Origin of the sequence: Pseudidiomarina terrestris, assembly GCF_030466405.1 — a bacterium.
Taxonomy (GTDB): Bacteria; Pseudomonadota; Gammaproteobacteria; order Enterobacterales; family Alteromonadaceae; genus Pseudidiomarina; species Pseudidiomarina terrestris.
Genome location: NZ_JAGGJF010000002.1, coordinates 472,210 through 490,828 on the forward strand (window position 1 = coordinate 472,210; position 18,619 = coordinate 490,828).

Annotated in this window: 20 protein-coding genes and 4 tRNA genes; 9 read left to right on the top strand and 15 right to left on the bottom strand. The window is 51.9% G+C overall.

What is annotated here, in order from left to right; translation table 11 throughout:
* Nucleotide 1: 1 nt before the first annotated feature.
* The 3 genes from J6J34_RS06535 to J6J34_RS06545 all read right to left on the bottom strand — a co-directional run bounded on the left by J6J34_RS06535 (nt 2) and on the right by J6J34_RS06545 (nt 2,501).
* A complete protein-coding gene (locus J6J34_RS06535; RefSeq protein WP_301898714.1) occupies nt 2-1,492 on the bottom strand; it encodes an FMN-binding glutamate synthase family protein in 1,491 nt (496 codons plus the stop codon).
* Nucleotides 1,493-1,573: 81 nt separating this feature from the next.
* Nucleotides 1,574-2,167 (bottom strand): CBS domain-containing protein, encoded by a 594-nt coding sequence (locus J6J34_RS06540; RefSeq protein WP_301898677.1) that lies wholly within the window; start codon nt 2,165-2,167, stop codon nt 1,574-1,576.
* A 46-nt stretch (nt 2,168-2,213) separates the two neighbouring features.
* On the bottom strand, nt 2,214-2,501 hold the full coding sequence (locus J6J34_RS06545) for a hypothetical protein (protein ID WP_301898678.1): 288 nt from the start codon (nt 2,499-2,501) through the stop codon (nt 2,214-2,216).
* A gap of 360 nt (nt 2,502-2,861) precedes the next feature.
* Here J6J34_RS06545 and J6J34_RS06550 point away from each other — a divergent pair, with 360 nt between their 5' ends.
* Genes J6J34_RS06550 through J6J34_RS06565 form a run of 4 tightly spaced genes read left to right on the top strand, consistent with a single transcriptional unit; the run spans nt 2,862 to nt 8,002 of the window.
* A complete protein-coding gene (locus tag J6J34_RS06550) occupies nt 2,862-3,710 on the top strand; it encodes a c-type cytochrome (protein ID WP_301898679.1) in 849 nt (282 codons plus the stop codon).
* A 21-nt stretch (nt 3,711-3,731) separates the two neighbouring features.
* Complete coding sequence (locus tag J6J34_RS06555) at nt 3,732-5,099, top strand: cbb3-type cytochrome c oxidase subunit I (protein ID WP_301898680.1); 1,368 nt, start codon at nt 3,732-3,734, stop codon at nt 5,097-5,099.
* A 2-nt stretch (nt 5,100-5,101) separates the two neighbouring features.
* Complete coding sequence (locus J6J34_RS06560; protein WP_301898681.1) at nt 5,102-5,926, top strand: CbbQ/NirQ/NorQ/GpvN family protein; 825 nt, start codon at nt 5,102-5,104, stop codon at nt 5,924-5,926.
* Between the two features lie 21 nt (nt 5,927-5,947).
* Nucleotides 5,948-8,002: a nitric oxide reductase activation protein NorD gene (locus J6J34_RS06565; RefSeq protein WP_301898682.1), complete on the top strand. Its 2,055-nt coding sequence runs from the start codon at nt 5,948-5,950 to the stop codon at nt 8,000-8,002.
* 10 nt (nt 8,003-8,012) lie between these two features.
* Here the strand turns inward: J6J34_RS06565 and J6J34_RS06570 are convergent.
* The 8 genes from J6J34_RS06570 to J6J34_RS06605 form a co-directional block, all read right to left on the bottom strand.
* Nucleotides 8,013-8,099, bottom strand: a tRNA-Leu gene (locus J6J34_RS06570).
* 29 nt (nt 8,100-8,128) lie between these two features.
* Nucleotides 8,129-8,202: transfer RNA gene (locus J6J34_RS06575), tRNA-Cys, on the bottom strand.
* A gap of 8 nt (nt 8,203-8,210) precedes the next feature.
* Nucleotides 8,211-8,286 (bottom strand) — tRNA-Gly (locus J6J34_RS06580).
* A 79-nt stretch (nt 8,287-8,365) separates the two neighbouring features.
* A complete protein-coding gene (pgsA, locus tag J6J34_RS06585; RefSeq protein ID WP_301773957.1) occupies nt 8,366-8,914 on the bottom strand; it encodes a CDP-diacylglycerol--glycerol-3-phosphate 3-phosphatidyltransferase in 549 nt (182 codons plus the stop codon).
* A 16-nt stretch (nt 8,915-8,930) separates the two neighbouring features.
* Nucleotides 8,931-10,802: an excinuclease ABC subunit UvrC gene (uvrC, locus tag J6J34_RS06590; RefSeq protein WP_301773958.1), complete on the bottom strand. Its 1,872-nt coding sequence runs from the start codon at nt 10,800-10,802 to the stop codon at nt 8,931-8,933.
* Entirely contained in the window at nt 10,777-11,463 is a 687-nt protein-coding gene (locus J6J34_RS06595; protein WP_301720333.1) for a LuxR C-terminal-related transcriptional regulator, read from the bottom strand. Before J6J34_RS06595 ends, uvrC begins: the two co-directional genes overlap by 26 nt.
* A gap of 220 nt (nt 11,464-11,683) precedes the next feature.
* Complete coding sequence (locus tag J6J34_RS06600; RefSeq protein WP_301720334.1) at nt 11,684-12,475, bottom strand: thioesterase family protein; 792 nt, start codon at nt 12,473-12,475, stop codon at nt 11,684-11,686.
* A gap of 118 nt (nt 12,476-12,593) precedes the next feature.
* Nucleotides 12,594-12,685: transfer RNA gene (locus J6J34_RS06605), tRNA-Ser, on the bottom strand.
* 196 nt (nt 12,686-12,881) lie between these two features.
* Between J6J34_RS06605 and J6J34_RS06610 the strand changes: the two genes are divergently transcribed.
* The 5 genes from J6J34_RS06610 to J6J34_RS06630 are packed head-to-tail and all read left to right on the top strand — an operon-like array spanning nt 12,882 to nt 14,972.
* Nucleotides 12,882-13,556: a Bax inhibitor-1/YccA family protein gene (locus J6J34_RS06610; RefSeq protein WP_301720336.1), complete on the top strand. Its 675-nt coding sequence runs from the start codon at nt 12,882-12,884 to the stop codon at nt 13,554-13,556.
* 6 nt (nt 13,557-13,562) lie between these two features.
* Nucleotides 13,563-13,931 (top strand): DsrE/DsrF/TusD sulfur relay family protein, encoded by a 369-nt coding sequence (locus J6J34_RS06615; protein WP_301898683.1) that lies wholly within the window; start codon nt 13,563-13,565, stop codon nt 13,929-13,931.
* Nucleotides 13,931-14,278, top strand: a complete 348-nt coding sequence (locus J6J34_RS06620) for a DsrE family protein (RefSeq protein ID WP_301720339.1) — start codon at nt 13,931-13,933, stop codon at nt 14,276-14,278. The genes J6J34_RS06615 and J6J34_RS06620 overlap by 1 nt, the downstream gene beginning before the upstream one ends.
* Before the next feature lie 3 nt (nt 14,279-14,281).
* Complete coding sequence (locus J6J34_RS06625; RefSeq protein WP_301898684.1) at nt 14,282-14,623, top strand: hypothetical protein; 342 nt, start codon at nt 14,282-14,284, stop codon at nt 14,621-14,623.
* A 19-nt stretch (nt 14,624-14,642) separates the two neighbouring features.
* Complete coding sequence (locus tag J6J34_RS06630; protein ID WP_301773962.1) at nt 14,643-14,972, top strand: TusE/DsrC/DsvC family sulfur relay protein; 330 nt, start codon at nt 14,643-14,645, stop codon at nt 14,970-14,972.
* Here the strand turns inward: J6J34_RS06630 and serS are convergent.
* The 4 genes from serS to lolA all read right to left on the bottom strand — a co-directional run bounded on the left by serS (nt 14,969) and on the right by lolA (nt 18,617).
* Nucleotides 14,969-16,264, bottom strand: a complete 1,296-nt coding sequence (gene serS / locus J6J34_RS06635) for a serine--tRNA ligase (RefSeq protein WP_301720343.1) — start codon at nt 16,262-16,264, stop codon at nt 14,969-14,971. The genes J6J34_RS06630 and serS overlap by 4 nt on opposite strands.
* 1 nt (nt 16,265) lies before the next feature.
* The gene (gene crcB / locus J6J34_RS06640; protein ID WP_301720344.1) at nt 16,266-16,655 is read right to left on the bottom strand and encodes a fluoride efflux transporter CrcB; all 390 of its coding nucleotides are present in this window, start codon (nt 16,653-16,655) and stop codon (nt 16,266-16,268) included.
* A complete protein-coding gene (locus J6J34_RS06645; protein WP_301773997.1) occupies nt 16,645-17,928 on the bottom strand; it encodes a replication-associated recombination protein A in 1,284 nt (427 codons plus the stop codon). Before J6J34_RS06645 ends, crcB begins: the two co-directional genes overlap by 11 nt.
* A 62-nt stretch (nt 17,929-17,990) precedes the next feature.
* Complete coding sequence (lolA, locus tag J6J34_RS06650) at nt 17,991-18,617, bottom strand: outer membrane lipoprotein periplasmic chaperone LolA (RefSeq protein ID WP_301720345.1); 627 nt, start codon at nt 18,615-18,617, stop codon at nt 17,991-17,993.
* Between the last annotated feature and the right edge of the window lie 2 nt (nt 18,618-18,619).

Below are 18,619 nucleotides of genomic sequence, written 5' to 3' on the forward strand. Positions count from 1 at the left end.
GTTACCTCGGTGCTTGCGGTGGATAGCGCTCAGCCAAGCTGACACTGTCTCCGGTATGCGTCACGATGCGGCCATGACGACGATTCAACTGGCGCGGATCAGAGACACCGCACGAGTGGGCGATGATATTCACCCCGTACTCGAGGTATTTGTGATAGTTCGCTACCCGTACTGACTTTTCTTCCGGGTCGAGACCTTTTTGCAGCTTCTTATCATGGGTCGTGACCCCGGTAGGACAGGTATTTTTATTACACTGCATCGCTTGAATACAACCTATCGAGAACATAAAGCCTCGTGCTGAGACCACAAAATCCGCACCGATAGCGATGGCCCAGGCAACGTCCGCGGGTGATATCATTTTGCCCGAGGCAATCACCCGAATCCGCTCTTTCAGGCCGGCAGCGATTAATTTATCAACCAGTAACGGCAGGCTCTCAGACAACTTCAAACCGACATAATCCATCAGTGGTTGAGGGGATGCTCCGGTGCCGCCATCAGCACTATCGAGCGTAATGAAATCTGGTGCCGATTCAATACCCCGGCGTTGAATGGCCTGAATCAATTCGTCAATCCAGCTGGGATCGCCCATGACAAACTTAATTCCCGTGGGCTTGCCCGTGATCCCTCTAATTTTGTCAAGCATATCGAGCAGGTCGTCATCAGTTTTTATTTCCGGATGACGATTTGGGCTGATCGAGTCTTTACCTTCAGGAATACCACGAATTTCGGCAATTTCTTTGTTCACTTTAAGCGCTGGCAGAATGCCGCCCTTTCCGGGTTTCGCGCCCTGGCTGAGCTTTAGCTCGAACATTTTAATCAGTTTGTGCTCACCGAGTTCCTTTAACCGTAATTCATTCAGTGTGCCATCCTGATTGCGCACACCGTACTTTGCGGTACCGATCTGAAAGACGATATCGCACTCACCTTCTAAGTGGTAAGGGCTAAGCCCTCCCTCGCCGGTGTTCATCCAGCAACCTGCTAATTTCGCCCCTTTCGACAGTGCTCTCACAGCCACGGGCGATAGCGAACCGTAGCTCATGCCGGAGATATGAAAATAGGACACAGGTTCATAAGGATGCTCGCAGTGCGGACCAATTCTTACCGGCTGCGGCTGAGTCTTTTCTTCGGTTTGACGGGGATAAGGTGCATTGGCAAAAATGATGGTGCCGCTTTTGGTCAAATCCCGGGTCGAACCAAACGCAAGCGTGCGGTCGGCATTCTTCGCCGCCCGATAAACCCAGCTGCGCTGGGCACGGTTGAAAGGCATTTCTTCGCGATCCATGGCAAAAAAATACTGCCGGAAAAACTCACCAAGGTTCTCGAAAATATAACGGAAGCGGCCGACCACTGGAAAATTGCGGCGTATCGTATGTTTGGTTTGTGTTTTATCCACCACATACATGACGACCACGGAAATAAGGCCAATAATCAGCAGCAACACAAACAAGCCCAGCAGCCACTGTGCGACAATTAACAGAGTTCCACTATTCATCCATGCATTTTCGGTCATCACTCTACCCCGGCATCTGCTTTATTTTAGTTAATGTACAGGGCTGCTGGCTTGGCAACAAGTCTAACTATCGGTAATTTCAGGGTGTTTCAAAGCACTAAAAACCTCAGCAAAGGTCGTCGCCCGCGGATAAAGGCGAACCGATTCGCCAGTTTGTTCAATGATTTTTAGCGCGGCAATCCACCCGATGATTCGACCTTCACTGACGACCATAACGAAATCACGACTTGCCGCCTGCATGGTGGCGGCGATATCGCCGATCCTGGCGTGTTGTATCTGTGCCAGGCTTAACATCGGCATCCGGTGCAACGGCTGCATCAGAAAACGTGCTTCAATCTGGCTCCAGGGTAGTTGCAGCAGGCTACAGAGTGAACCGCTGTAGCGACTGTGCAGCTCCCGGGCCATTAACACGCCCGCAACTGCGGCATCATTATCGAGCACACATGCATAGCGGTCAGAACTTCCCTCAAAAGCTGCCTCCACTTCGGGCAAGCGCAATGAGCCTTTCAGCACCAGCGGTGGATTGCTACTGAAGTCTTCGAACACGGTAATGGCCGGTGCGTGCCAGTCAAGTTTGCTGCCACCAACTAGCACAGGCTCAGGTAAACGTAAGTTTGCGGGTGTATTTTTCCACGCAAGTGTATGAAATTCAGACATAGAAAGCCCCTTAATAAAGTTAACTAAATGGATTAAGTAACTGGTATTAAGTGCGAGCTGGTGGTGCTCTTGGCTGGGGGATGAAATAGTCAGCAGCGGGCAACTGCTGGAGTAAAGGCCGCGCTAAAACACCTTGCCCAATAGACTGTGGTGTTGCTGTAGATTGCGGGGTAACGTCGGTGTCAGTGTCATTTTCGTCATTAGCTGTCGGTAATGCCGCAAGCGCAATATTGCTGACCGCCTGATACCCATTGTCATTCGAATGCACACGCTGAGCGGTCGCCGCAGAGGCCAGGCTGACAAAGGAGACGAGCAGTAACAGACGGATAAACACAAGGGTTCCGGAGCGTCAAATGCTGATGGATTAATAATGCGACTGGAATAACCCAAATTCAAGCTGCGACGCCAAATTTATTTGATTATAAAACTTTGATAACCACATAAATATTAACTAACCTTAAAAAAATTAATCAATTTGAATAAAAATTACACACTATAATTGAGTTCATAGCCACGCCTACAGGTAACACTGCCAAGTGAATCAGGGGTACGTATGCAACAGAAGAAACTCTATAAACCGCTTAGGATCCTAAGCTTTATCGTCCTGCTCCTCATGGCCGCAGCTGTTATTTACGCTGGCTCAATTTCTGTCGTTCACTGGACAGGTATCAGCGTTTAAGCCGCGGGGGAAATTATGACCAACCGACAAGCCAGAGTTTTCGCAATTGCGTCGACTCTAATTGCAGCACTTATATTCCTCATCTTAACGCTGGACAGCCACCGACAATTCGGTGAACTCACCAATGCTGAAAATATTACCCCAGAAGTGACCCGGGGGAAGGATGTCTGGCATAAGTATAACTGTATCAACTGTCATACGTTATTTGGTGAAGGCGCTTATTATGCTCCTGATCTCACCAAGATTACCAAGCACCGTGGTGAAGCCTACCTGACTGCCTATATGCGGGACCCTTCCAAATTTTATGATGAACAAACGCATCGTCGCCTGATGCCAACTCAGGATCTCAGCGAAGAAGAGATCAGTGACTTAATTGCGTTTCTTGACTGGGTTTCTAATGTTGATAACCAAGGCTGGCCGCCGCGGCCCATCATGGTGACCGGTGCCGCGGTACCGACAGAATTTGTTGCTGATACTGATGAAGCTAGCGCTGCCCCCGCCGGTGATACCACACCGGTGACAGCTGAAGATGATCCCCGGGCCCAGGGCGAATATGTCTACCAAACAGCTTCACCAGCCTGTACCGCCTGTCATTCCACCCAGCCTGGTGTCGATATGGCTGGCCCAACTTTAGCAGGCCTTGTGACCAGAGCGCAGGCAATTATTGCTGCTGAAAGCTACCCGGGTGAAGCCCAGGATGTCGAAGGTTATATTCGGGAATCTATTGTCGCGCCCAGCGCTTATCTGGTGCCGGGCGATATGTATTCCGCTGGTGGCACCTCGTTCATGCCGCAGGGTTATGGTGAGAGTCTGACGGAAGAACAGATCGATCAATTGGTTGCGTATCTGGCAACGCTTAAATGATGACCTATAGGGAGAATAACAATGCGGTATAAATCGCAATCAGTTGCTTACTGGTATTTCGCAGTAGCGATGGTGCTGTTCGGCCTGCAGTTGGTGTTCGGCCTGTTATCGGCGACGAAGTATCTGGGTCCCGACCCCCTACTTTACATTTTGCCGTTTGATGTTACCAAGGTCATTCATACCAACCTACTTATCGTGTGGGTGCTCACCGGCTTTATGGGCGCCACTTATTGGATGATCCCGGACGAATCGAGAACTGAATTACACAGCGTAAAACTTGCTTACCTGCAGCTGATTCTATGGACGCTGATGGGGGTCAGCGCCATTATTGGGTATTTGTTCCGTTACGGTACCGGTAATAAACTGCTGGAGCAGCCATTACCGCACAAAATTGTCATCGTCATCTGCATGCTTATCTTTCTTTATAATATTGGCATGACCATTAAGAAGTCGGGCCGGTTTACGACCACTGAGGGCGTATTGCTCATCGGCCTGGTCAGCTCTGCTGTGTTATTTTTTCCAGCCCTGCTCTACTACGAAAACTACACCGTCTCCATATTCTACCGCTGGTGGACCATTCACTTATGGGTAGAAGGCGTCTGGATGATGATCATGGGTGCCTTCCTTGCCTATCTGTTGATTCGGCTGTCGGGTGCTGATCGCGAGGTTATGGAAAAATGGCTGTATGTGATTGTAGGCTTGGTCTTCATCGCCGGTATTCTGGGCACTGCCCACCACTATTACTGGGTTGGTGTGCCACAGTACTGGCTGCCTATCGGTGGGCTTTTCAGCGCACTGGAGCCGGCAGCTTTAGCGGGTATGGCAATTTATGCCTATTCAGCAATGCGACGTTCAGGCCTCGCGCATCCTAACAGTCTGGCCTTACACTGGACGGTTGGCTCTGCGGTGTTTGCGCTATTTGGCGCAGGCCTGCTAGGTCTTGCGCATACATTCCCAGCAGTTAATAAGTGGACTCATGGTACCTTAATTACCGCTATGCATGGCCATGCTGCGTTTTACGGCGCTTATGCAATGATCATACTGGCGATGATTACTTACACCTTACCGAAGATGACCTATGGTCGTTCTGAAAAAGGCAGCAGTTTAGGCTACTGGGCATTCTGGCTGCAGATCTCAGGTATGTTCGGGATGACCTTGTCCTTTGCCACAGCGGGTCTTGGCCAGGTTTATCTGGAGCGCATTATGGGGATGGGTTATCTCGATGCGCAACTCAAGATTCAGGTCCATTTCCTGATGCTCATTGCTACGGGAGCGCTGTTTGCACTTGGTGTCGCACTCTTTATTTATGACTTCTTCAGACACCGGCCGCGTTTTGAGGCCGATGACGAGCCAGTAGAAGATGCCCCCGTTAAAACGCGAGACAGCTGACCGTGTTGGTTGATAGCGGTACCCGGCGAACGGAAAACACAACCACTGCCCAGGCGGAACCTTATTATCTGCCTGCCAGCAACGAAATTGAGATCTTTGAGCGTTGCCACCAGCAGCGACTGGCGGTCATGCTCAAGGGGCCGACAGGTTGCGGTAAAACCCGCTTCGTTGAGCATATGGCGTGGCGTCTGAACCGCCCTCTAATCACTATCGCCTGTCATGATGATCTTGCCGCCAGCGATCTTATTGGGCGCTTCCTGATCCGCCACGATGGTACTGAGTGGCAGGACGGGCCGCTTACCCGAGCCGCCCGGCAAGGAGCCATCTGTTACCTTGATGAAGTCGTTGAAGCCCGCCAGGATACGGTCGTTATCTTACATGCACTCACAGATCACCGCCGGATACTGCCCATTGATAAGACCGGTGAAACCGTTGCAGCTGCACCCGGTTTCCAGCTGGTGGTGTCCTATAACCCCGGCTATCAACGCATGCTAAAAGATTTAAAGCCCAGTACCAGGCAGCGTTTTGTCGCGATGGATTTAGATTTTCCGGCTATCGAGCAGGAAGTTAAAATCGTCCGCCAGGAAAGTGGAACCGATCATGCCACTGCGCATGCACTGGTAAGCTTAGCCCAGCGCATTCGATCGCTGCGCGATCGTGGCTTAGCGGAAGTGCCCAGCACCCGCCTGTTAATCGCGACGGCGTTACTGGCGAACAACGGTATTCCAATTAAGGACGCCTGCTATGCGGCACTGATTGCGCCTCTTTCCGATGATGAATCACTGGTAAATGCAATGCGCGATCTCGTCAACGCGACCTTTGTATGACCTTCTCTGGAGCAGCATCTCATGGCTGAAGCCGAAGAAGTTGTCAGTGATGTTATCCGCCATGCAACCGTCTACATTCGCCGTTATTGGCAGCGGCATCGACGACCACCGACCGCGCCGCCAAAATTTTATCTGGCAGATACCGCGGCACGGCTGGATCTGTTTATTAATGCAGTGACCGGCACAAGCTACCCGATCCGACCTGCTCAGCACCCTGCCCGGGCCACCCTCCTGGCCATTCTGTTTCGCAATCACCGTAAGCCAAGGCAACACCTGCAAGTGCCTGCAACCAATGGCACGTCGATCTGGTTGCCACCGGAAACTAACCTGGCGGACCATAGGGTCGCTGCCGATCTCTACCGGGCGATGGCGTTACAGCAGGTCATGCGCGCCAGACGTGGCAGCGCTATCACCTATCACAAGCAGAGAATGTCGCCGTTATTGGCGGATGTCTATCTGTTAGTCGAAGCCTGGTCGGCGGATCATGAGCTCATTGATTTACTACCCGGCATGAAGCAACAGCTCATCGAGCTCCGCCAGCATTGTTTGCGCGAGCGCCCACCACTTGCGCAATTTTCGCGGGTCAGACGCCCGCTTGAGCGCTTTGCCCGCAAACTCATGTCACTGGACTACGATAGCGCCAATCCGCCTATCGCAATAACGAGCACCCCTGCACGATCACTGGCGTATGCGCGGCAACTTATTGCCGGGGAATCGTTGCTACCTGCTAACAGGGAAGAGAGAAAGCTAGGCCCACGGCCCTTGGTTCGGGACTGGTGGACAGGCGATTTCCGGATCCCGGTGGACGAGCTTGCTGAGATCCAGCAAGCTTCGCCAGCGACTGAAGATGAACATCAGCCTGGCGAAGTGCCCAAGGCCGCAAGGCTGTCACGCAGACCGGAAGAACGAGACGCGGTTGAAGATGAGGATGACGGAGCAAAAGAAGACGGAATCTGGATGGTTCAGGGCGATGAACCGCATCAGCATGCGGAAGACCCCTTTGGTTTGCAGCGCCCCACTGATCGTGATGATGAGACCAGCGCGGAAGAGTTTGGAGAAATGGTCTCAGAACTTGCTGAAGCACGCCTGATATCGTCACCAGGACAACCAAAAGAAGTCCTGTTATCGGACGACCCACCCGACGCCAAAGCGCGGCAGCAATTGAAAGCCGCAATCGCTGAGGGCAAAGGAATCGTCTATCCCGAATGGGACTATCGTGCAAGCAGTTATCGGGAATCGGGCGCCACTGTGCGCCTGCTATCGCCTCAGCACGGGTCGCAACAATGGGTGGATGAGACACTCCATGCACACCAGTCGATGCTGGCGACCATCCGCAAGCGATTTGAAATGTTGCAGGCACGCCGTGTCAGGCATCGCCGACAACAAGACGGCGACGAAGTTGATCTTGATGCTTATATCGAGAGTTTTGCCGATTTTCGTGCAGGTAAAGCAATGTCAGACGCGCTTTACCAGATTCAGCGCACCGCCGACCGCAATCTGGCCATCACCTTGCTCATCGATATCAGTGGCTCGACGGATAGCTGGATTGCTGAGATTCGCCGGGTCATTGACGTTGAACGAGAAGCGCTGCTGCTGGTTTGTCACGCCCTTGAAGCTCTGGGAGAACCTTATTCAGTGCAGGCTTTTTCGGGTGAAGGCCCCGATGCGGTGACCGTACAACAAATAAAAGGCTTCAACGAAAGCTTCAGCAATGATATCGCGCTGCGCATCAGTGCCCTCGAACCACAACATTATACCCGTGCTGGTGCCGCCATCCGCCATGCAACAGCAGACTTAATGAATCGGCCAGCTGTTCACCGTTTATTGCTGGTGCTGTCTGACGGTAAACCTAGTGATAAGGATGATTACGAAGGTCGTTATGGTGTAGAAGATATGCGACAGGCAGTTACTGAGGCACGGCTGCAGGGAATATCGCCATTTTGCCTCACGATTGATCGTCAGGCAGCAAATTACCTGCCCCGGGTATTCGGAGCGCATCATTATGCGATGCTAACCAAGCCGGAACGGCTATCGACGGTACTGCTGGAATGGATGAAACACTTAGTTACTGCCTGAAGACGAGAAGTGGTGCCCGGGGCCGGACTTGAACCGGCACGCTGTTACCAGCGAGGGATTTTAAATCCCTTGTGTCTACCAATTTCACCACCCGGGCATACAGAGGTACTACCTGAGGTTATTCGATGGAGGCGGGACCCGGAGTCGAACCGAGATCCACGGATTTGCAATCCGCTGCATAGCCATTCTGCCATCCCGCCATCGAATTTGGAGCGGGAAACGAGATTCGAACTCGCGACCCCAACCTTGGCAAGGTTGTGCTCTACCAGCTGAGCTATTCCCGCATCCAGTGCCGACGCATTCTACTGCCTATTTCGGCAAGGTCAACGATTTTTTGCCATTAAACCGTTTGTTTGCTTATTTTTAATCCACTTGGCTTAAATCTGACCAGGCCGCACGCAGGTACTCCCACATTGACCACAAGGTCAGCACAAAAGCGACGTACAACAATAATGTGGCGGTCACCACCACGAAGGTATTGGCTTCCCAAATTAAACCGCCGATCGCCGTCATTTGGGCAATGGTTTTGATTTTGCCTAAATTGGACACCTTGACGTGTTCCTGACGTCCGATCTGCGCCATCCATTCGCGCAGCGCGGATACCACCAGCTCACGACTGATAATGGCCAATGCCGGGATGCTGATCCACCAGGTCGCATAGGTTTCCACCACCACCACAAGGGATGCTGCAACCATGACTTTATCGGCCACTGGATCCAAAAATGCTCCGAACTTGGTAAATTGATTAAATTTACGGGCGACATAGCCATCCAGAGCATCGGTAATTGCTGCCAGGGCAAACACAAAAGCCGCCCAGAAATTTGCATCGCTGCCTGGTAAGTAGTAAATCCCAAGAAATACAGGGATTAAAAGCATTCGGAAGCTGGTCAGCAGGTTTGGAATATTCCACATACGAACTGTTGGTCCTTTATTCATCACGAAACGCGTGATAGATGGTTTCAGCTAAATCTCGACTGACGCCGGGCACTGCTGCAAGTTGGTCAATACTAGCCTGTTTCACCTGTTGTAATCCACCAAGATTTTGTAATAACCGTTGCCGGCGTTTAGCACCTATCCCCGGAATGTCCTCGAGTCTGGAGGTGCGTCTGACCTTAGCCCGACGTTGGCGGTGGCCGGTAATTGCGAATCGATGTGACTCATCGCGGATATGTTGCACCAGGTGCAACGCCGGTGCGTCAGCGGATAACGGGATGGTGGCGTGACTGCCGGCCAGGATCAGTGTCTCCAGCCCGGGTTTGCGCGATTCGCCTTTGGCGACACCGATTAACAGTGGTGCGGCCTTCCCCACTGAGTTTGACCAGTCGGAAAAGTAGTTCTCGGCCTGACTTAATTGCCCTTTACCACCGTCAATAAAAAGAATATCAGGCATCGGGGCTGCGTCAATTTTGGCGTTTTTGACGGGGTCAAACCGTCGCTGTAAGGCCTGCGCCATCGCGGCGTAGTCATCCCCTGGCGTGATCCCTTTAATATTGTAGCGGCGATAATCGCTTTTCTTTGGCCCTTGCTGATCAAATACCACGCAGGAGGCAACCGTTTCCTGGCCCATCGTATGGCTGATGTCGAAACACTCCATGCGCGTGATCGGGCGACCGAAATCAAGCACCTGCTCCAGCGCCTGGGTGCGCATCATCATGGTACTGGCCTGGTGTGACTTGCTTTCCAGCGCATTTAACGCATTCTTCTGAGCCAGCACCTGATACTGGCGGCGTTCACCGCGGACATTGTGAGTCATCCGGATCTTTTGTGCCAGTGCCTGCTCCAGTGCGGCCAGTTCTTGCTCGGGATCCAACACATTTGCAGCATTTTGCTCAGGTAAGATAATTTCTCGCGGTAAGCGACGCTCAACCTGATCATTGAGGTAAAATTGCAATAAGAAAGCCAGCAATACTTCACTGTCTTCGGTATTGTGCGGTACTTTAGGAAAATAGCTGCGACTGCCCTGCACCGCGCCATCGCGAACAAACAGTAGGTGCACCGCAGCAATCCCACCTTGTCGCGCATAACCAATCACATCCAGCTCCTGCTGGTTGCCGGTGACTGCGTTACGCTCCTGAATTTGCCGTAGTGCGCCGATCTGATCCCGATAGCCTGCGGCCCGTTCAAACTCTAAATCACCACTGGCGTCTTCCATCTTTATTACCAGACGATCAATCACCTGCTGGTTTTTACCTTGCAAAAATGACGTCGCCAGCTCGACCTGCTCATTGTATTCCTCATCAGAACAATAGCCTTCAACACAGGGAGCCAGACAACGTTTCAGCTGGTACTGCAGACACGGCCGGCTGCGCGCCCGATAATAGGAATCGTCGCATTGCCGCACGGGAAACAGTTTTTGCAGCAAGCGCAAGCTATTGCGCACGGCAACACCATTGGGAAAGGGTCCGAAATAGCGTCCCTTTTCCCGACGGGTGCCGCGATGAAATGCCAGACGTGGATGCTGATGATCGCTAACTAAAATATAAGGATAGGACTTATCGTCGCGCAACAATACGTTGTAGCGAGGCCGATATTTTTTGATGAAATTATTTTCCAGGATCAATGCTTCAGCTTCGGTATTGGTCACCGTCACATCGATATGAGCGATCTGTTTCACCAGTGTCTGCGTTTTTGGGCTATCGACTTGCGCGCGAAAGTAACTGCCAACGCGCTTACGCAGATCTTTGGCTTTGCCAACATAAATGATATCGCCTGACTCATCGTACATGCGATAAACGCCTGGCTGATGAGTCAGACTCCGCAAAAATTGCTTTGCGTTAAATGGCTCCCTCGATTTCTTCATTTAAAACAATGGTTACCTTTGGTTCAATTTCGACGAGACCCGTTTGAATGGCCAAATGGGTTAAAGCTACGTCCCCGGATAACTGCAGTTTATCAAAAATCCGGTAACGAAAGGTATTTACTGTTTTACTACTGATATTGAGCAATCGAGCAATCTCACCGACCCGCTTACCCTGCCCGATCATTTGTGCCACCTGAATCTCGCGCTTGCTTAAACAGGTAAGCAACACTGTCTGCTTTTGCCGGGCCGGATTCTTGGCCAGGTATTCGGCCACGCTCGCCGCCACATACATACGGCCGCGGCTCAGGGTCGTGCAGGCCTGTTTGAACTCGGCCAGTGTCGCCGACGCCAATAAAAAGCCATCGACCCGTTCGAGATTACATTGAAAGTCCAGTACATCCTGAAACCGCGCCGCCCAGAGTAACAACTGAATATCGCTATAGCGTCGTTGCAGGCGACGCCACACCTCTATTGTCCCGTCGCCACACAAACTACTGCCGAGAATGACTGTTGCATAAGGTGAATTTTGAATAGCCTCACGCAATTGCTGATGATTAAAAACAACCGCGACCACTTTAAACTGCGATTCCATTGCCGCCAAAACATTGGTCATGCCTTGGCTGATGAGTTCCGAAGGGACTGCCACGATGAACTGAGTCATGTGAGTTTCCTTATCCCAAAGTTCCGAAAGATTTCGGCTATACCACTAAACCTATTTTAGTGTCATTCAAGGTATGCCCCGAACTTTTAGGATGCGCAACTACAATTATGTGTTTTTTGTTAAATTACTCGAACAATGACATTTTTTAGATGTTTTGAGCCCATAGGTCACTTCAAATGATAGGTATGATCCTTGGCCGCGAGCCAAAACTGACTAAAATTCAGGCAAAAACTGTCACCGTCTGACGGCTGATAGCGACCATTTGCCCATTTTCATCCCAGATATGCGCGTGCGTATGGCCGTAACCATCAGCGGCGTAATCTATTGTCGCCACATAATGCCACCAGGCTGCGGTGGAGCGCTGTGGTAATTCACTCGGAAATTCAATGGTCCAGGTTAAGGAACTGGCCGGTGCCAGCTCAGTCAGGTGCGTTAACAAGGCTGGTGGCCAGGCATCGACAAGCCCTAATAACAACCCTATGGTGATAGGTGTATCCAGCTCTCTAAAGCGCATGTAGCCACCAAACTCGCGACTTTTGCTACCGCAAAATGGCAGCCCTCCCAGGGTTACCCGATAATCAAAGGCGCGAGTGAATTCCGGCACACCTTGTCCTTGCGGGAAACTTAAACCTTTCTCAACTGGCAATTCATGCGGATCGGGGGTGTCGGTTACCTGGACCACAGAAGGCCTGGCGCGGCCGTACGTCAATAAAGAGGACAACACCACCTCACCCTCTTGCTTTATCTCGACGGCGATTTGCGTGACATTTTTGCCCTTTCGTAGAACCCGGCGGTACAACTGTGCTGAACCGCTAAGTACCGGCGCCACGAAAGATACCGTCATCGCTCGCAACTGCTGATCCTCGGCAGCACCTGCCTCACCGTGCTGCCAGGCAATGGCTGCGGTCAGGCCACCGAACAGTGCGCGGCCCTGGCCCCAACCCTCGGGAAGTTGCACGTGTTGCTCTGGGGCGGGACTGATCTGGGCAAGAATAGCGTCAAAATTTTCCATAACAGACTCATCTAGTTTGGTTTATTGGCTTTTGTTTCCAGGCAGTATAAACAGGTAGGACCAGATCTGGAAGGGGCAACAAAAAAGCCCGCTAACAAGTAGCGGGCTTTCGGGAAATTGGCGGAGAGAGAGGGATTCGAACCCCCGGTGGGTATGAACCCACGCCTGATTTCAAGTCAGGTGCATTCAACCGGACTCTGCCATCTCTCCGATGTCGAAAGGCTGTGTGCCTCAAGACGAAGCGAATGATAAAGACCCCTAACGCGGTTGTAAAGTAAAAATTTAACTGTCAGAGATCGTTTGCTGTCATTTTATACAATTAGCAACAAATATCCCTTGAAAGCATTGCTACTTACCCCCACTTTTGGGATACACTGGGAACAGTTATTTATTATTGGAGAATGCCATGAACAACCAAGCTCACGTTTCGACCGCACGCCGCGGTGAGTCGGTTATACAAACCAACAAAGTTTTACGCAACACCTATATGTTGCTGGGTCTCACACTGGCTTTTAGTGCGTTCACCGCATTCTTGTCAGCAAGCATGAATTTGCCTCACCCGGGCCTTATTATTACTCTGGTCGGCTTTTACGGCTTGTTGTTCCTGGTGCATAAAACCTCTGACAGCGCCTGGGGCCTGCTTTCTACGTTCGCTCTGACTGGCTTTATGGGCTACACCTTAGGTCCGATTCTCGGCATGATTAGTGCGATTGGTCCGCAGGGTGCTGAAATTATTATGACCGCTCTGGGCGGCACTGCACTTATCTTCTTCTCGTTATCAGCGTATGTGCTGACCACCAAGAAAGATATGTCGTTCCTTGGCGGCATGATGGTTGCGGGTTTCTTCGTCATCATTGCGCTGTTTATCGCGAATCTGTTCCTGAACATGCCGATACTGGGACTGGCCCTGTCTGGACTCTTTATCCTGTTCTCAGCAGGCGCAATCCTGATGCAAACCAGCGCCATTGTTCGCGGCGGTGAGCGTAACTATGTATTGGCCACGGTGACCTTGTACGTCTCGATTTATAACATCTTCGTCAGCTTGTTGAACATTCTGATGGCCTTCGGTGGCGACGAATAAGTTCTCGTGACTGATATTGTTATCTCGGTGCATGCGGCACCTATAACCACCGTAGCTACAACCTCTGCTCGCAGCCTGTTAGCGTTTCACTACGCGCAGGCTGCGCTTGCGTTAGGCCATCGCATTCATCATGTGTTCTTCTATCAGGCCGGTGTGCTGCATGCGCAACTGCAGGAGGACGGCACCTTGACACCTGTCGCTGCAGATTGGGTGCGGCTGAGTCAACAACATGGATTCCCACTGGTGGTCTGCTCGACCATGGTCGAGAACGATTATCAGCTCCAGCCGGAGCAGCTGCATCAAGCTTATGAGCTGGGTGGACTGACGGAATTCAGTATGGCGACAGCAAAAGCAGAACGCGTGGTGCAATTCTGATGACCACTTTTATCGTACAGACTCATCCTCCGGCAGCGATCGACAGCTGGCATGGCCAGGATATGCTGCTGGCACTGGCAACGCTTGAGCTTAACCCACAACTGGTATTGCTCGGAGATGCTGTCGCACATTTACGCCATAATCATGATGTTAGCCGGCAGCAGCGTTCTTTGCAGAAACGCTATGCGCTGCTTGATCTATACGACTGTCCCCCACCTGTGGTGGTCGCCGAAGAACTCAGCAAGCTAGGCATCACTGGGGCTGATTTTGTCTGCGAGGTTGCCGTCATGAGCTACCATCAACTCAGCCAACAACTGCTGCAAAGTACCAAAGTGATAAGGTTTTAAGCCATGATCGACGCCAGTGTACCTATGCAGGAACAAAGTGTTTTTTATTTACGGCAATGGCCTTTGGCCGAGCACGATCGAGCGTTACTGCAACAGAGCTGTACGGACGACCGGCAAATCCTGTTGATTGTCACCGAGCAAGCCCTTGAGACACTCTGGCAAAACCCGGATGAACTCCTCGATTTTCCGCACACCTGTTATGCTGTGCACACCGAAATCGAGCTGCTTCGTGCTGACAACAGTACCCTTGCCGATCTGCCTTTCCCGGCATTTATTATGCAACTTAACGATGCCAGTTGGGTGGAGTTAACGCTACAATCGCAACTGGTAACCTATTTTGCTTAGCCTGAAGTGAACCTGCACAATGTTTGAGTTTAACGGTCGGCAATATGCCACAGATAAACATGAGTATCTGGCCAACTTTGATGAGTGGAGCCCGGAGCTGGCGATGTATATTGCTGAGCTGGAAGGGATTGAGTTAACCGACGCTCACTGGGAAGTGGTGACGTTCGTCCGTGATTTTTATCAGGAATTCGATACCAGCCCGGCTATGCGCGTACTGGTCAAAGCTATAGGTCAGCGACTCGGTAAAGATAAAGCCAACAGTATTTACCTCTACCGGCTTTTCCCGAAGGGCCCGGCGAAGCAGGCAACCCGTATTGCCGGGCTGCCTAAACCGGCCAAATGTATCTAGATGCTGAGTTGTGTCTTGCCGCCCATGTAGGGCTGCAAAACCGTTGGCACTTTCAAAGAACCGTCCGCTTGCTGATAATTTTCAAGTACCGCAACCAGCGCCCGACCCACCGCCAGACCGGACCCGTTGAGGGTGTGCATTAATTCTGGCTTTTTCGCGCCTTTACGGCGAAAACGTGCCTGCATGCGGCGCGCCTGAAAGTCTCCCATATTGGAGCACGAGCTGATTTCACGGTAGGTTTGCTGCGTCGGTAGCCAGACCTCCAGATCGTAAGTCTTACAGGCACCAAAGCCCATATCGCCAGTACACAGCAGCACTTTGCGATAAGGGAGCTCGAGCAGCTGTAATACGCGCTCAGCATTTTCAGTCAATGTCTCCAGAGTCGCCATCGATTCTTCTGGTTTAACCAGCCACACCAGTTCGACTTTATCAAATTGATGTTGACGGATCAGACCGCGGGTATCACGCCCATGAGAGCCGGCCTCACTGCGAAAACACGGCGTATGCGCAGCATATTGCAACGGTAACTGAGTTTCATCAGCAATTTCATCGCGCCATAAGTTGGTGAGCGGCACTTCCGCCGTAGGGATCAGGGACATCGGGACCTGACTCTCCGTGGCGCCCTGTACATGAAAGAGATCCTCGCCAAATTTCGGCAATTGCCCCGTACCAAACAGCGTATCGTGGTTGACGAGATAAGGCACATAAGCTTCGGTGTAGCCATGCTCATTCACATGCAGGTTCAGCATAAATTGCGCTAAAGCCCGATGCAGTTGAGCAATGGCGCCTTGCAGCACCACGAAACGCGCTCCAGCGAGTTTTGCGCCCCGCTCAAAGTCCATTCCCTGAGCAAGAGCATGGGCAACATCCACATGGTCTTTTGGTGTGAAGTCAAAGTTGCGGGGCTCACCCCAGCGGCTTACTTCCTGATTTTCGTCTTCATCTTTACCCAGAGGCACCGAACTATCGGGTAAATTGGGAACGCCTGAAATAATACTGTGCAGCTCACTCTGGATTTCAGCTAAATCAGCTTTCGCCTGATCCAGCTGACTGCCAAGGTCATCAACCTCAGCCAGCAGGGGTTGGATGTCTTCCCCCTGAGCTTTGGCTTTACCGATAGCTTTGGATCGCGAGTTGCGCTCAGCCTGCAGAGTTTCTGTACGGACCTGGAGATCCTTACGTTGCTGCTCCAGCTGTTCCAGCTTGGCAACATCCAACGAGAAATCCCGCGTTTTGGCGAGATAAGCGGCGGTTTCTGCGAGTTCACTACGAAATAACTTGGCGTCTAACATGCTAATTCCAAATCGATAAAAAATAAGTTTTAAGCCCCAGTGCCACGGCAACTGCAGCGATACAACAAACCACGTTTAAACTGGCATAGGCCAACGCTTTCAGCGTTTCCCCTGCTTGCAGCAGCAAGACCACCTCGAGTGAGAAGGCCGAGAAAGTGGTAAATGCTCCCAACACACCAACACCAAAAAACAGCCAGGCGGCCGAAGAGACCGAGCCTTGTTGCTGTCCAAGGAATAAAAGCGCCAGTAAAAAAGAGCCTACTATGTTAACGATAAGTGTGCCGAAAGGGAATGACTTGCCGAAGATTGCCAGGCTTCCCAGCGCGACACCATAGCGGGCCATAGCACCCAGAGCACCGCCCAGGGCAACTGCAAGTAAATTAGCGCTCATCCTCGCCTCGCTGCCAGTCACTGGCTTGATCCTGCTGCTGTAACCACTCGAGCTTCGCCCGTAATTGTTTTTCCAGGCCGCGATCACTGGGTTGATATAAGTCCGGTTGCCCTACGCTTGCGGGTAAATACCGCTCGCCGGGCACAATGGCTTGCGGATAGTCATGGGCGTAGCGATAGCCGGCCCCGAAACCTTCCTGCTTATGGACCTTGGTTGGTGCGTTGCGTAAGTGGTGAGGAACCGGTGCGTCAGGGAAATCTGCGGCTAATTTTTTCGCCGCATTGAAGGCACGATACAGCGCATTGCTTTTCGGTGCCATCGCGCAATACACCAATGCTTCCGCGATCGCTCGCTCGCCTTCTGCCGGCCCCACCCGATGAAAGGTGTCCCAGGCATTCAGGGCCAGTTGTAAGGCGCGCGGATCGGCGGTACCTATATCTTCGGAAGCAATGGCCAAAAGTCGTCGTGCCGCAATCAGCGGGTCGCCGCCGCCCTGCAGAATACGTGCATACCAATAAAGGGCACCATCTGCCGAGGAGCCACGGACAGATTTGTGCAAGGCAGATAACAGGTCGTAATAAACGTCGCCTTGCTTGTCAAAACCTGCCTGCCGCCCGCCAATCGCCTCGACGATTAAATCGCGCTCAATGGTGGTGCCGTCAGTGACAGTATCAGCGCAGATTTCCAAATAATTAAGCAGGCGGCGGGCATCCCCCCCTGCCACATCAAGCAAATAAGCTTTCGCGGCGGTCGTTAACTGCAACTGTCTGGCTCCCAGCCCCTTGTCGGCATCGCTCAGTGCCCGTTCCAACAAACCGGATAGGTCTTCTGTTTCAAGTGACTTCAGGCGATACACACGCGCTCGGGACAACAAGGCACCATTGAGTTCAAAAGCTGGATTTTCCGTGGTCGCCCCGACAAAAATAATGGTGCCATCTTCGATGTGGGGTAAAAAAGCATCCTGTTGGCTTTTATTAAATCGGTGCACCTCATCGACAAATAACAGGGTACGTTGACCTTGCTGCTGATGTTCTTTGGCGATGGCAATGGCCTGGCGAATTTCTTTGACCCCTGAGGTCACCGCACTAATACGTTCGAGCTCGGCAGCACCCGTTTGCGCAATGATTTCCGCCAGCGTGGTTTTTCCGGTGCCAGGCGGCCCCCACAAAATCATGGAATGCAACTGCCCGTTTTGAATGGCATCGCGCAGCGGTTTACCAGACCCCAATAAATGGCTCTGGCCAACGTAGTCCGCCAGGGTCAGCGGCCGCATGCGTGCCGCAAGTGGCCGAAAATCGGCTGCGAAATCGAAACTTTGGTTCTTGGCCACTACGCTTACTCGTTATCGCCTCGTTGGTCATCCACCGCCGCGCCGGGGGGGATCTCAAACTCGAAAGTGGCTCCCGCCAGGGCTGAGTTAGTTTTTACATTGCTTAACACAATACGCGTCAGCTGCCCTTGCCCATCATCCAAAATCACTTCGTTCAGCGTCTCATCAGTGAAGTTAATTTGCAGACTTTGCTGACTCTCAGCCTCGGCATTCGGCTCCAGTTGATAGCTGTTTCCTTCAACCTCTACCTCATAATCAGCCCAGGCCGTGGTTTCACCATCTAACAGTAACAGGAACGGACTTTGCGTGGCCGAAGCTTGCTGTTCAGCAACGGTAACCTGCTCGACAAAGGGATCAAAGTAATAGAGGGTGGTACCGTCCGCTACCAGCACTAATTCATTGGGAGCATCGCTTTGCCAGAAAAATTTATTAGGACGGGCCATGGCCAGACGTCCCTGTAGTTCTTGCACTAACTCGCCCTGCGGGTCGATAACCTGCTGGACAAAGTCTGCCTGTAAAGTGCTGACAGGTGCCAGCCGCTGTTGTAACTCGAATTTGGCCTCGCTGGCCGATACGCTGGCAAAGCCCAAAAGTAGCGTGGACGCTACTACGGCGCTGGTTAAAAACTTCATCG

Excerpts from the sequence above, each read along its gene's own strand:
- J6J34_RS06535 (WP_301898714.1), bottom strand. The coding sequence starts at position 1,492 with ATGAATAGTGGAACTCTGTTAATTGTCGCACAGTGGCTGCTGGGCTTG.
- J6J34_RS06540 (WP_301898677.1), bottom strand. The coding sequence starts at position 2,167 with ATGTCTGAATTTCATACACTTGCGTGGAAAAATACACCCGCAAACTTA.
- J6J34_RS06550 (WP_301898679.1), top strand. The coding sequence starts at position 2,862 with ATGACCAACCGACAAGCCAGAGTTTTCGCAATTGCGTCGACTCTAATT.
- J6J34_RS06555 (WP_301898680.1), top strand. The coding sequence starts at position 3,732 with ATGCGGTATAAATCGCAATCAGTTGCTTACTGGTATTTCGCAGTAGCG.
- J6J34_RS06565 (WP_301898682.1), top strand. The coding sequence starts at position 5,948 with ATGGCTGAAGCCGAAGAAGTTGTCAGTGATGTTATCCGCCATGCAACC.
- pgsA (WP_301773957.1), bottom strand. The coding sequence starts at position 8,914 with ATGTGGAATATTCCAAACCTGCTGACCAGCTTCCGAATGCTTTTAATC.
- uvrC (WP_301773958.1), bottom strand. The coding sequence starts at position 10,802 with ATGAAGAAATCGAGGGAGCCATTTAACGCAAAGCAATTTTTGCGGAGT.
- J6J34_RS06595 (WP_301720333.1), bottom strand. The coding sequence starts at position 11,463 with ATGACTCAGTTCATCGTGGCAGTCCCTTCGGAACTCATCAGCCAAGGC.
- J6J34_RS06600 (WP_301720334.1), bottom strand. The coding sequence starts at position 12,475 with ATGGAAAATTTTGACGCTATTCTTGCCCAGATCAGTCCCGCCCCAGAG.
- J6J34_RS06610 (WP_301720336.1), top strand. The coding sequence starts at position 12,882 with ATGAACAACCAAGCTCACGTTTCGACCGCACGCCGCGGTGAGTCGGTT.
- J6J34_RS06620 (WP_301720339.1), top strand. The coding sequence starts at position 13,931 with ATGACCACTTTTATCGTACAGACTCATCCTCCGGCAGCGATCGACAGC.
- J6J34_RS06625 (WP_301898684.1), top strand. The coding sequence starts at position 14,282 with ATGATCGACGCCAGTGTACCTATGCAGGAACAAAGTGTTTTTTATTTA.
- J6J34_RS06630 (WP_301773962.1), top strand. The coding sequence starts at position 14,643 with ATGTTTGAGTTTAACGGTCGGCAATATGCCACAGATAAACATGAGTAT.
- serS (WP_301720343.1), bottom strand. The coding sequence starts at position 16,264 with ATGTTAGACGCCAAGTTATTTCGTAGTGAACTCGCAGAAACCGCCGCT.
- crcB (WP_301720344.1), bottom strand. The coding sequence starts at position 16,655 with ATGAGCGCTAATTTACTTGCAGTTGCCCTGGGCGGTGCTCTGGGTGCT.
- J6J34_RS06645 (WP_301773997.1), bottom strand. The coding sequence starts at position 17,928 with ATGCGGCCGCTGACCCTGGCGGACTACGTTGGCCAGAGCCATTTATTG.
- lolA (WP_301720345.1), bottom strand. The coding sequence starts at position 18,617 with ATGAAGTTTTTAACCAGCGCCGTAGTAGCGTCCACGCTACTTTTGGGC.